This is a genomic window from Shewanella sp. K8, from assembly GCF_028823715.1.
GTDB lineage: Bacteria > Pseudomonadota > Gammaproteobacteria > Enterobacterales > Shewanellaceae > Shewanella > Shewanella algae.
Window position 1 is genome coordinate 64,748 of record NZ_JAPEHY010000024.1, and the last position, 12,342, is coordinate 77,089.

At 49.5% G+C, this 12,342-nt stretch carries 9 protein-coding genes and 1 pseudogene; 5 read left to right on the forward strand and 5 right to left on the reverse strand.

Annotated elements, in window-relative coordinates; genetic code table 11:
• Window positions 1–44: 44 nt before the first annotated feature.
• The gene (locus ON072_RS13865; protein WP_101058675.1) at window positions 45–1,970 is read left to right on the forward strand and encodes a methyl-accepting chemotaxis protein; all 1,926 of its coding nucleotides are present in this window, start codon (window positions 45–47) and stop codon (window positions 1,968–1,970) included.
• A gap of 7 nt (window positions 1,971–1,977) precedes the next feature.
• Here ON072_RS13865 and ON072_RS13870 read toward each other — a convergent pair whose 3' ends face one another.
• From ON072_RS13870 to ON072_RS13885, 4 genes and pseudogenes are all read right to left on the reverse strand, one after another.
• A complete protein-coding gene (locus ON072_RS13870; RefSeq protein ID WP_144128665.1) occupies window positions 1,978–2,451 on the reverse strand; it encodes a peroxiredoxin in 474 nt (157 codons plus the stop codon).
• An 81-nt stretch (window positions 2,452–2,532) separates the two neighbouring features.
• Window positions 2,533–3,060, reverse strand: a complete 528-nt coding sequence (locus tag ON072_RS13875) for a DUF2937 family protein (RefSeq protein WP_240905009.1) — start codon at window positions 3,058–3,060, stop codon at window positions 2,533–2,535.
• A 211-nt stretch (window positions 3,061–3,271) separates the two neighbouring features.
• Window positions 3,272–5,017: an ankyrin repeat domain-containing protein gene (locus tag ON072_RS13880; protein WP_208161782.1), complete on the reverse strand. Its 1,746-nt coding sequence runs from the start codon at window positions 5,015–5,017 to the stop codon at window positions 3,272–3,274.
• Between the two features lie 514 nt (window positions 5,018–5,531).
• Window positions 5,532–6,512, reverse strand: a pseudogene (locus ON072_RS13885) (IS5 family transposase).
• 451 nt (window positions 6,513–6,963) lie between these two features.
• Here ON072_RS13885 and ON072_RS13890 point away from each other — a divergent pair.
• The 4 genes from ON072_RS13890 (at window position 6,964) to qatD (ending at window position 11,523) form a co-directional block, all read left to right on the forward strand.
• A complete protein-coding gene (locus ON072_RS13890) occupies window positions 6,964–8,748 on the forward strand; it encodes a P-loop NTPase fold protein (protein WP_274626072.1) in 1,785 nt (594 codons plus the stop codon).
• A gap of 140 nt (window positions 8,749–8,888) precedes the next feature.
• Window positions 8,889–9,500 carry a hypothetical protein gene (locus ON072_RS13895; RefSeq protein WP_274626073.1) on the forward strand — a complete coding sequence of 204 codons (612 nt, stop codon included), beginning with the start codon at window positions 8,889–8,891 and terminating at the stop codon, window positions 9,498–9,500.
• Complete coding sequence (gene qatC / locus ON072_RS13900) at window positions 9,497–10,801, forward strand: Qat anti-phage system QueC-like protein QatC (RefSeq protein ID WP_208170390.1); 1,305 nt, start codon at window positions 9,497–9,499, stop codon at window positions 10,799–10,801. The genes ON072_RS13895 and qatC overlap by 4 nt, the downstream gene beginning before the upstream one ends.
• Window positions 10,798–11,523, forward strand: a complete 726-nt coding sequence (qatD, locus tag ON072_RS13905) for a Qat anti-phage system TatD family nuclease QatD (RefSeq protein WP_208170391.1) — start codon at window positions 10,798–10,800, stop codon at window positions 11,521–11,523. The genes qatC and qatD overlap by 4 nt, the downstream gene beginning before the upstream one ends.
• Window positions 11,524–11,755: 232 nt before the next feature.
• Here qatD and ON072_RS13910 read toward each other — a convergent pair.
• Window positions 11,756–12,342 (reverse strand): hypothetical protein (locus ON072_RS13910; protein ID WP_274626074.1); only part of this gene is annotated, 587 nt, incomplete at its 5' end.

Consider the following 12,342-nt stretch of genomic DNA (forward strand, 5'->3'; position numbering starts at 1 on the left):
AGTCATAAACTGCTCTCAGTTCAATCAATTGGGCGCAGTTTGCCATGAAGATTTCCACCCTTTCTCTCGGCGCTTCGGCGTTGTTGCTCTTGTTGGCGGCCTTGCTCGCCTCACTGGTGCTCTGGAGCAGTGAACAGAGACAAGAGGCAGAACTGCAGAGCCAGACGCTGCAAGGCTTGCAGCAAGAATTTTTGGTGGATATCCGTGCCAATCTGGATAAGTATCTCGCCAGTGGCGATGCCGGGCGATTGGAGCAGGCCAGAGCCCAGCTCAATGATATTCATGACCGTTTGCCGGTAGATTCACAGCTGGCACAGGAGCTGGCGCAATTGGTGACGGCTCTGGATGGCAAATACCGCGCCGCCGGCAAGTTGGCCGGAAATCCCAGGCAGCTGTTGGCCCATGCCGAAACCGAAATGTTGGACAACAACAAGCGCCTGGCGGATTACGGCGATCAAGGGCTGGCAACGGCGCCGCAAGTGGCGCATGAATACCTGCAGCTCAGTCGGGAGCTTCCGCCGCTGGTTTACCAGTTGTCACAGCTGACCCAGGATTACCTGCTCGGACGGGAGCAAAGACTCAAGCCTTACCTCGACAGCACCATAACCCAGTTGGCCGACTGGCATGACAGACTCAGCGCCTTGCCACTACTTGGTCTCTATCGCACAGTAGAGGCCGATGAATTTGCCCTGGGTGACGATGAACCCGAGCGCGAGGAGATAGGCGAGAGCTACCGCGCCGAACTTCTGAGTCTCAGCAGTCGCTACGCCAAGGAAGTGACCAATACCGAGCAGCAACTGTTGGATAACCGTCAGATGCAGGATGCGCTGCGCGCCGATATGCACAAGTTGCAGCAGAACTTGCTGACCATGGCCGCTGAGCAGCAACGGCGTACCGACAAGCTCAAACACGAGCTGCAGCTTTGGCTCTATCTGGCTTTGGGGGTGCTGGCCTTATTTGCCGTGGCTTATTTGATTTTGCAGCAGCTCAGGGTGGTGAAGCCGTTGCAGCTGCTCAACACCGCCTTCAGTCAGCTGAGTGAGTCCAATACCCGCGAGCGCCTCAATATCAGTCGTCGCTGTGAAACCGGCCAGATAGCCGCCCATTTTAATGCTCTGCTGAATCGTTTCGAGTCAGAGGATGAACAGCAGCGGCAGCAATTGGCGCGTATCTCCCAAAGCCTATCGGCCCTGGTGCAAAAAATCAGTGAAATGGCCGGTAGTACCCGTGAGACCCAACAAGTGGTGGATCAGGCTCGGCAGCAAACGCTGGAGCTCAGTGAATTGGCCGGACTGGTGAGTGACAGCTCAGCTGCGCTGGCCTCCCGTGCCGGCAATACCGCCGAACAGATGCACCAGAGTGAACTCGAAGCGCAGCAGATGCTGGAGGCCACAGATTCAACCCGCACCGCCGTTGCCGAGTGTCATCAAGCGCTTGCCAGTCTGGATGATTCAGTGGCGGCTGTGGCGGGAATCATCGACGTGATAGGCAATATCGCCGGGCAGACTAATCTGTTGGCGCTCAATGCCGCCATAGAAGCCGCCCGTGCCGGTGAGCAGGGCCGAGGCTTTGCCGTGGTGGCCGATGAGGTGCGCAGCCTTTCCAGTCGCACCCAGAGCTCGCTCGATGAGATAGGTGCCATTCTCAATCGGCTTACCAATGCCAACAAGAGTCTGGGGCAGAGTATGGATGGCATAGCCGAGGCGACCGACAGGCAGAGACAGAGAGCCGAGAGCCTGAAACAGCTGGCGCAGGAGGTGAGACAGCAGGCTTTTGCCATGGCGAGTGGGACTCAGCAGGGTACTGAGTATGCCCAGTCACAGCTGGCGCATCTGCAATCCTTCTCCAGCGCCATGGAACAGCTGCGCAGCCAGGCGATCACCGCCTCAGAGCAGGGGCAGGCAATCGCCTCTCAGGTGGCTGCAGGTGTCGCCGAGATAGAACAGAATCTCGGCATTAAAGCCGCCTGAGTCGCTATTAGAGGCTCGCCAGTATGGTTTCGGCCTTGCTGACTTCGAAAGTCTTGGGCGCTTCCACATTCAACAAAGAAACCACGCCATCGTCTATCACCATGGCATAGCGCTGCGAGCGTAAGCCTCCGAAGGCGCCAGTGTCCATTTCCAGCCCCAGCGCCTTGGTGAAGGCACCATCGCCATCGGCCAACATCATGATCTCACCGGCGTTTTGGGTTTCACCCCAGGCTTTCATCACAAAGGCATCGTTGACCGACACACAGGCAATGATATCGACGCCCTTGGCCTTGAGTTCATCGGCCAGCACCACATAACCCGGCAGGTGAGCCTCGGAGCAGGTGGGGGTAAAGGCACCGGGAACAGCAAATAGCACGGCCTTCTTGCCGGCAAACAGTTCCTTAACCTTGTGGTTGATCATGCCCTCTTTACCTAGTTGGCTCAGAGTGGCATCCGGCAGAGTTTGACCTTGTGCAATCATGGTATTTGTCCTTTCAGTTGGAATTACAAACCATCATAGCCGTTAATGGAATGGACAAACACAGACATTCTACAGGGGCAATCAGGCGGCAGCCGGCCGGCGCCGAAACAGCGTTCGCAACGCCAGCCAGCATAAGCTGAGCAGCAGTTCGGCCGAGGCTGCGAGCAGCAAGCCACTGAGTAGGCCAATGGCAATGGCATCGCCCTTGAGCAGAATATTGTGGCTGTAGTTGTCCCACACTTCGCGGCGGATATCCGCCTGTGGCGCAAACGCCAGTTGCAGGTAGGGGCTGTAGAGACTCTCGCGGAAGTCGGCCAAGGCCTGCTGCAACTCGGAGCGGCGTTCTACCATGGCGTTGAGCTTGTCGCCGCCGGAGGTAAATACCGGATCTTTGTTGGTCACATAGTGGGCGATAAGTTTATCCAGATCGCCACCGAAGAAACGGTCGGCATCGCGCTGAAACCCGGCCAATTGGGTTTGGATCTCGCTCAGGTGGGCCTGCAGGCTCTTGCCATATTGATCGACAAAGCCGGGGAGCTGGATCCCCGCCAGCACCCCCACAAAGAACAGCAGTAGTCTGAGATAGTCGCGTATGGTTCTAAGCATCATGCCTCCCTGAGTTCCGGCCAAACCAGATTGCCGCAGCCGCCCTGTATCTTAACTGACCGGTTCTGGCTTTGTTGCCGCTCTATCTGTGTCGCCTATAGCACACAGGGCTGCAACCAAAATGGATGCTGACTCAAGCGGGCGGTTTTGACAAGTGCCTACCGCTGAACATAGGCCTGGCATAGCAGAGCCTCCTCAAGCGCAATGATGTGGGTTATTTTTCCACCGGAGGCTTGATCCCATATTGGGACAGGGAATCAATAAATTCCTGCTTTTGGTAGCTGATAGCACGCTTAAGTGCCTTATGGCCTTGCGGAAGTATGTCAGCACCGAGCTTGCTCAAAACATAGTTAAAGTCCTGGATATCACTGGTTCTCACCATCTGCTCCAGCATGGTTTCCCCCGAGTGGCTGACCAGGGTCAAGTCAGCCTTTGACTCAACCAAGGCCTTTACCACCTCAAGATTGCTTTTTTCACCTGCTCCTTGAATCGGATTGGCGGCGTACATCAACGCAGGGCGGCCGTCACTATCTCTGGCATTCACATCGACATTGATGCCGATAAGGTATTTGACCGTGTCCAGGTGTCGGTACATTGATGCCGCCATTAAAGCGGTTTCCTGGCGACTCCCAGAATGCCCGTTAATGTCGGCGCCTCTTTCAACCAGGAGTTTGACCATCTCTACGCTCTCTTTCCCCGCAGCCGAGTACAATAACTCAACCAAGGTTTCAGCCGTGAGAAGGCCTGGCGGCGCGTTGTCGAGTAATTGTCTGGTTATTTCCAGTTGGCTACTCATAACGGCTCTCTCAATATCTTGTTTGGTGATATTGGCGCCGTGGCGTACCAGAGTAGTGACATAATCCAGCCGGCCAAACCAAGCTGCGTAATACAAGGGGCTGTTGCCAGAGCCGTTGGTTTGATTAATGTCGGCACCACTCTCCACCAGATAATTAAAGACTTTGGCATCATCTGTGCCCACGAGTTGATGCAGCAGGGTCTCTTTATAGCTTCCCTTGACGTTTAAATTGGCGCCCTTGGCCACCAAATAGCGCACAACCTCTAGGTTGTCATCACGCACGGAGTAAGCGAGAGCGGTCACTCCGTCTGTGTCCTGGGTCTCGAGTTTCGCCCCCTTATTCAAAAGATACTTCACTATATCCAGGTCGCCCCGATTCGCAGATATCATCAGCGGTGTACTGCTGCGCTCGGCATTTATTACCAGTAGGGCATTGATGTCGGCGCCCTTGGATACCAGGTACTTAATCGAAGCCAGGCTGCCGGCCGATACGGCCGTCTTGAGCATCTGCTCCTTGTTGCCAAGGGCGACTCTTTGCTGTTTTACCAGGTAATCCAAAATCTCTGTGGCACCGTTTTTGAGCGCAATGATGGAAATCTCTTCGGCATATTCCTTGGAGAGCACCTGGCCGGTTTTATTCAATAATGACTTGAAGATATCCAGATGATTATTGTGGGCCGCTATCTCCGGTAACCCCCAGCCGCCGTTATTCTTTTGTTCGAGATTGGCGCCGTTCTCCAGCAGCAAAGAGATCGCCTGCTGATGGCCAAACTCGACGGCCACCATCAGAGCCGTCCAGCCATATTGGTTTGAGGCGTTAATATCGATATTTTTCTCAAGCAGAAAAGAGATCAGGGCCAGATCCCCCAACTTGGCGGCAACCAGCAGAGAGTTGAAACCATTTTGACTACTGGCGTGAATATCGGCGCCTTGCTCAATCAGCAGCTTTGCCATCTCAGGAGTGGGTGACATCAACAGCGCATTCCAGCCGGCAGGGTTCTCAAGGTTGATGTCAGCGCCCTGAGCAATCAGCTGCTTTACCGAGTCCAGTTGGCCATCCAATACAGCTCGCATCAGTGGCGACAGACCCTCCTCATCCAAACTGTTCAGCTTGTGCGCCGCAGTTGTGGCTGCTGCTGTCTCGGGCTTAGCGCTTGCGGCCATAGCTGGTTTGCCAAAGAGAAAGATTCCCATCAAAACACATACAAACATCATCCTGAACTGCATTGTGATATTTCCTGAACTCTGTTTATGGGGCTGATCCGATAAGTCTTGCCCAAAAGTGCGGAGCAAAATATGCGGCGAGCCACTGTCGCTAGAAGCATAAGCTGACATAAGCACCGCCAAGAAAACAGCGATTTACGGGCAGTATAAATCCATAAGTTGACATAAAATAAACCCATAAACTGACAAATTGGTGATGTAGCAAACCTCGCTACTTGTGTAGATGAGGAATAAAGCCTCTATCCTTGGGGCGACTTGTTCGCCCCTTAACCTTGGTGATTGTATTTTCAAATTAATATGACTTAGGGAAGGTGCGATTAAGTAGTCCGCTTCTTCCTACATGACGCCCCAAGCCGTCTTTATCAACGCCCTGTGGTTCAATTTTCCAACTTTCAGCCCAAAAATCGTCTCTACGCGGCTGATTTTGGCCCTGTTTCAGGCCAATTTCCCCATTTTAGGCAGATCTCGCCTGTGTCCGTATCAATTGCTCCACTCGAACCAGGTTCGCCAGGGCGAATAACATCGCCAGCTGACTGTCGTTTTTAGCCAGTCCCTTCTACCTGGCTTTGACAAAACCAAACTGACATTTAACTATCCGAAATGGATGCTCAACCTTGGCTCGGATACTCGCTTTCAGGTATTCATACCGGATGGTCAGCTTGTTCTTGCGCGGGTGTTTCTTCAATGCATTCACCTTGCCGGGACGCTCGGCGATAAGCCAGTCCGCGCTGACATGGCAGAGCTCATCGCGCTTTTCAGCCCCCTGATAGCCAGCATCGGCTGAGATAAATTCTTCATCGCCATGCAGTAACTTGCCAACCTGATTGAGGTCGTGTTCGTTAGCCGCCGTGGTCACCAAGCTGTGGGTCAGGCCACTTTTGGCATCTACCCCGATGTGCGCTTTCATGCCGAAGTACCACTGATTACCTTTCTTGGCCTGGTGCATGTCTTCGTCGCGGCTGTTGTGTTTGTTTTTTGTGGAACTGGGGGCTTGAATTATCGTGGCATCTACCAGGGTGCCCTGGGTCATTAGAACGCCACACTCTGCCAGCCAGTGATTAACGGTACTGAAGATTTTACGGGCCAGCTTATGCTGCTCCAGCAAATGCCTGAAATTCATGATAGTGGTGCGGTCTGGAATGGCTTTGTCCAGTGACAGGCGAGCAAATTGGCGCATGGAGGCGATTTCATAGAGGGCATCTTCCATGGCCTCATCGCTCAGGTTGTACCATTGCTGCATACAGTGAATGCGCAGCATGGTTTCCAGTAGATAGGGCCTGCGACCATTACCAGCCTTGGGATACACAGGCTCAATAACACCAAGTAATTTGTCCCAGGGAAGCAAGTCATCCATTCTGCCAAGGAAGACTTCTTTGCGGGTCTGGCGGCGTTTACTGGAAAACTCACTGTCGGCAAAAGTCAGCTGCTGGCTCATCCGGTTACTCATCCATGGTTCAGGTCACGACACGAAGATCTCACATCCTGGACTTATTCGCACCTTCCTTAACAATTCGAGAAAACGAAATGTAACTTCTGAACTAGACAGACTTCGTAAAGAAAAGGCAAAAGAAGCAACTTTGAAAGAGAAGTATCGGACCGAATTGATTGAAGCTAATAGTCGGTTAGATCGACTCTATGCTGAACAGACAATGCAGTTGATGGCCATGTTTAACTTGCTAGACATCAATGATAAAAACAAATTATTACAAGAGGTTAATCCTAATGTTGTGAGGATTAAATAAGGTGCAAACCTAGAATTTGACGTAATCACTCACGACCCGTAACGTCTTGAAATAATAAATATAGTTATGTGTACTGGTTAATATATAATCTTCATAGTTTACGGTAACCTACTAAACAGAAGTAATTACAAGGAGTAGTATAATTTGTGGTCAGATACAGAATCCGATAAGGATTACCTTAATTTTGGAGAAGTCTCACAGCTCGCTGTCGACATTCTCACCGCAGACGACATGTTACCAGTTTCCATTGGTGTTTTCGGTAACTGGGGTGCTGGCAAGTCCTCACTTCTAAAATTGATAGAGAAAAAACTCCAACAAGACCAAAAAGACTGGGTTGTTATCAAATTCGATGCTTGGCTGTATCAAGGCTATGATGATGCACGAGCAGCCCTCCTTGAGGTTATTGCTACAGCTCTTACGAAAGCAGCTGATGGAAATGCAGACCTTGCAACAAAAACTAAAAATCTCCTCGCTCGAGTCGATGGGTTTAGAGCTATGGGTTTATTGGCCGAGGGGACAGCCATATTTGCAGGGATTCCCACTGGAGGTCTGATTTCTAAAGGTGTTGGTGCCTTACGTAATCTTACTGACGGTATTCAAGATCAGGATGAATACGAAAATCTAGTGGGGACGGTTAAAGAAGTAAAGAGCCAGACAGGCGGCTTACTTAAACCTAAGGCGAAGAAAAGCCCTCCTCAACAGATTGATGCCTTCCGAAAGGAATATGGGGAGATCTTAGAAGAGTTAGGCAAACCGCTGGTTGTGGTTATAGATAATCTCGATCGTTGCCTCCCTACCAATGCTATCAATACCCTTGAGGCCATCAGGCTGTTCCTCTTCCTAGAAAATACGGCATTCATTATTGCTGCTGATGAAGAAATGATCAGAGCCTCTGTAGCAGATTACTTTAAAGGTGCATCGGACCGACACCAGATAGACTACCTAGACAAACTGATTCAGGTTCCGATTCGAGTCCCTAAAGCTGGTGTGCGAGAGATCCGTTCTTACCTGTTCATGCTGTATGCCATCGACCTCCGCCTTCCCAAAGATAAGCTCGAAAAACTCCGAGAAGGCTTGGAAAATGCCCTGCAGCAATCTTGGAAAGACGAACCTATAACCCGTCAAGATGCACTAATGCTGACCAGTGAGTCTGAGGATAGCATATTGGCAAAGGCATTTGCCCGAGCCGACCGGATAGCGCCACTTCTGGCTAACTCACCCATTATCCACGGGAACCCCAGGATCGTAAAACGATTGCTGAATGTAGTTAAAATGCGTTCACAAATTGCACGACGCCGTACAATGCCTTTGGACGAAGCTATCATCACAAAGCTAGTAATCTTCGAGCGATGTGTAGGCATGAAAGCGACGGCCGATTTCTATCGTTTAGTTGATTCAGAAAAGGGGACTCCCGAACTTCTTAAACAGTTGGAAGCAGGTAGTGATCAGATACCCGCTGATGCCCCAAAGACTTGGACTGACAATCCAACGACTCAGTCCTTTATTCTTGAATGGGCCCAACTTGAACCCCGCCTCAGTGGCGTCGATTTAAGGGCTGCAATTTACCTGTCTCGGGAAACCATGCCTATTGGTGCCTATGTAGTCGGACTATCCCCAGTAGGGAGAGAAATCTTAAGTGTTTTAGTTAATACGAAAAATACCAGCTCCCCAACTGCAGAAAAGCTTTTAAGTACTCTTCCGTTTGAAGAGCAGATACCTGTGATGGAAGGGATTATTAGTCACCTTAGACAGTTTACTGATTGGACTAAACAGCCGAAGGGATTTGCAGGAGCGTGCCTTTTGGCACGGCACTCAGCCGAAGCCGCCAAAGTTTTCGTTCGATGTTTACAGGAACTAAATGTGGGAGGTAAACCTCCCGCGTGGATGGCGGCTTCTCTAAAAACTGAAAAATGGCATAAGGACGCTTAATGGGAACTTCACAATCTAGCTCTGGCTCTGGGGGCGATTCACCACTGGTACCACCATGGGCGGATGATCAACCACAACAACCATTGCCTCCACCACAGACGCGCAGGTTCGCGCCTTTTCGACAAACTCTAGGTAGCGCCGTGTCTAATGGTTATCGAGATGACTTTAGAAAAGCCATTGGACATTATGCTCGTACAGCCAGCGGCGGCAGTACGAGTGCATCTAGAAGAATGGGAAGTGTCGCTCAAGCTGGTGCAGGACTCTTCGGAGCTTTAACGGGAATTCCTGCAGTCCCTGGCGAAGCCAGTGTTGATCTTAAAAGTTTGGCTGGTCTACCTTGCGAACTGGCTATTTCTGCTATTTCTCAGGCCCTGATAACTGAGGACGGGGATTCTGAAAAGATCCGTGCGGCGATGAATTATGCTCTAGTCGAGGCGCTCGACGGTGTTGAGACTTTTGACCCTCAATGCATAACCGATGATGTGATAGCAGACACTATGATTAGCTATTTGGCGGAAAGCATCTTCCTACAGATGGTAATGGACTCAGGCAAAGCATGGAATAAAGCTGACACCCCTACTCAGGCGATGCATGCGGAAACAGAGTTACGCGAGCTAATAAAAGTTGTAGTCGACAAGCATATGGCTCCTAGGCTTACTGGTAATGTGAGGAGCTTAAGCCGTCAGCAAATGACTCAAATTGAACGTCAGTCCATCATTGACGCATGGAAGGAATGGGAGGCTTACCTGTGACACAATTAGTATTTCATCACAACCACCAGTTACTGCCTTCAGCATCCGAAGGGGTATTACCGGTGCAACTATATGGATTAAGCGGCCAGATTCGTGGCGATATATCAGTCATCGGAAACCCTGTCATTGACAAAGTTAAGCGTCTAGGAGTGCGCATTTCAAGCCAGACTATGGACTTCCTGACGATTGCGCTTGCGGTAACTGCTGCAGATACCTTTGTTCGCAGATCAGATGCAGAAGATGGCTGGACTCGCATATTCAAAATGCAATTACCCTTATATGAGCCTGCTAGATGGCTTCCATTGAAAAAGGAACTGGAGAGAGCTTTACACTTCCTAAGTGGCGACATGTGGGATTTTGAATTTCAATCTGGTGGCTATCCACCTCCAGACCCTTATCATAAGCGAGACCGATTCAAGCTAGTGAGCCTAAGAGGCATTGACTCAGTATGCCTTTTCTCTGGTGGTTTAGATTCCGCCATCGGGGTTATTGATCTATTGAAGGAAGGTCGCTCTCCACTGCTCGTAAGTCACGCTTATAAGGGAGATAAAACACACCAAGACCAGATTGCATCTGCGCTTAACGGGCAATATTCTCGGTTTGAGGTCAATGCGGATCCTCACCTGTATACAGGCGAGACGGATATTACTATGCGAACTCGTAGCCTCAATTTTCTTGCATTTGCAGCTGTCGGCGCCAGTGCGGTAAAGACAGTTTCCCAACAAAAGGAAATAGACCTTTTTGTGCCTGAGAATGGCTTTATTTCACTAAATGCTCCATTGACGCCACGACGTATCGGTACTCTGAGTACTCGAACTACACATCCACATTTTATTGAAAGTATCCAACGGATTTTTGAAGCGGCGGAAATTCCATGCCGAATAGTCAATCGCTATCAATTTAAGACTAAAGGTCAGATGGTCACTGAATGTCAAAATAAGCTCTTGCTGGCAAAAATAGTGGATAATACGGTCTCGTGTAGTCATTGGAAGCGTTGGAATCAGCAATGCGGTGTATGCGTGCCTTGCATTATTCGACGAGCAGCGCTCTATGCCGGAGGCATTAGTGAAAATACAGAATATTCCTTTAATTTCTTAGCTGATGTTTTAAAGGAGACGGATCGAAGAGATGACCTTCTTGCCATGCGGATTGCTGTTACACAGAAAACAACTAGGAATGCAGGGGCTTGGATTGCAGATAGCGGCCCACTTCCCGTGTCGGCATTCCAAGATTTTAAAGCCGTCTTTCTGAATGGCCTTGATGAGGTAGAAACCTTCCTGAAAGCAGAATGTGTCCTGTGAGCATAGATATGCATTGCCATCTTGATCTTTATCCCGATCCATTCAAAGTGGCTCAGGAGTGTAAACATCGTGGAACCTACGTGTTATCCGTGACAACAACTCCCAGGGCCTGGGAAGGCAGTAAGAGGCTTGAAAATAATTACCATCGAATTCGCACTGCTTTAGGCCTTCATCCGCAAATCGCACATCAAAGATCACATGAGTTAGAACTTTTTGATGCATTACTTTCGGAAGCTAAGTACGTGGGAGAGATAGGACTCGATGGAAGTAGTGGTTTCAAAGAGCATTGGGACGTTCAGCTGAAGGTATTTCGCCATATACTCAGATCTGTTAATCATGCAGGCGGACGGATCATGAGCATTCACAGCCGTGCCAGTGCAGTAGAAGTATTGAATGAACTTACTGGTATTGACGGTATCCCTGTATTGCACTGGTTTACTGGGACAAAAAGCCAACTAATGAGAGCGATAGATATTGGCTGTTGGTTTTCAGTTGGGCCAGCAATGCTCAGTACTAAAAAAGGAGTTGAATTTGCTTCAATAATTCCCCGTCACCGTATTCTGACAGAGACAGATGGACCATTTGCTAAACATTTAACTAAACCACTTTTTCCTTGGGAAGTTGATTTGGCGACTAAGCAGTTAGCGGAGATTTGGCAGTGTGATGAAGTTGAGGCAAATGCTATGATCATGTCAAATTTTAATTGTTTGGTACGAACGTAAAATCTCACGAGACAAAAAGTAATGAGATAAATCTCGTGACAGTGGCGTGTTTTAGATAGCTGTTTTATGACCTATTAGGTTGTATTTTGAACGATTTCAAATAGCTTTTATGACATAAAATATGACAACAATAAAGTAACGACAGAAGCCCCATAGAGTAAGGGTTTTAAAGTTTAATCATAAATTAAGACATACTTTTTGCCAAGGTTGAGTCTCATACTAGGCAAGCTGGTCACCAATTCGCTAGAGATTTTTGTAATACTAACTTTCTAAGCCAGGTAGCTCTCTCTTTATCTTCTTGAGCGATATAGGCACCTCGGTTATTGATAATTATCCTTAGGCAACGGGCCAATCGCCTGGCGTAAGTACCTCCGTTTTTCTGAATTTGTATTACCTGATCTATTTGTGGCATCCCCTGGAGTGATTGGCGTAGCTGATATAGTTCGTTAAGCACTCCGTTGATGAAGTCTGACAGTAACTGCCCGCACCACTCTTGTATTATGGCGTTTTTCAAGTCTGCGAGAGATTTAGAGTGGTACCGTACGTTTTGCGTCTGAAATAGCTGAGTAAGTTCTGTAGAATAGTCTGTTGCGGGATTCCAACCTCTGTATGTTAGCGGGTAGGCGATCGCCAGGTGAGCATCCCTCATTTTAGTGTAGGCCTCTGAGTATGCCTGTTCGAGACTGTACTTAAGTTCGAGCAATTTGTGTGTGTTACAGTCGTTAATTAGCCGTTTATATTTGATTTGGTCGCAGCTGTTGCTGATCGGCACTTCCTTCAAGCCGATGGTGTTGAGCTGCTCAATGAAGCCGTTGGCTT